General features: G+C 64.3%; 1 pseudogene. It reads right to left on the bottom strand.

The window, feature by feature from the left end:
- A pseudogene (locus QMG28_RS20915) lies at positions 1–255 on the bottom strand (3-hydroxy-5-phosphonooxypentane-2,4-dione thiolase LsrF); the annotation flags it as partial.

The following is a 255-nucleotide window of genomic DNA, read 5'->3' as shown; positions in this document are numbered from 1 at the left end:
ATGCCTGCCCGGGTTTCTCCAGATCGTGCACCACCGCCGATACCGCCTGGATCATCGCAACCGGGTCTTCCGCCTGGAAGATGTTGCGCCCCATATCGACACCCAGCGCCCCCTGGTCGATCGCCTTGTACGCCATGTCCAGCGCCTCGAGCTCCGGCAGCTTCTTGCCGCCCGCGATCACGATCGGAACCGGGCAGCCCGCCGTCACCCGCTCAAACCCCTCCTCGACGTAATAGGTCTTCACATATTGCGCCC

It is taken from the genome of Sinisalibacter aestuarii (genome assembly GCF_027923545.1).
Taxonomy (GTDB): Bacteria; Pseudomonadota; Alphaproteobacteria; order Rhodobacterales; family Rhodobacteraceae; genus Sinisalibacter; species Sinisalibacter aestuarii.
Note: the sequence above shows the minus strand (reverse complement) of the source record. Positions and strands in the feature narration are given on the sequence as shown.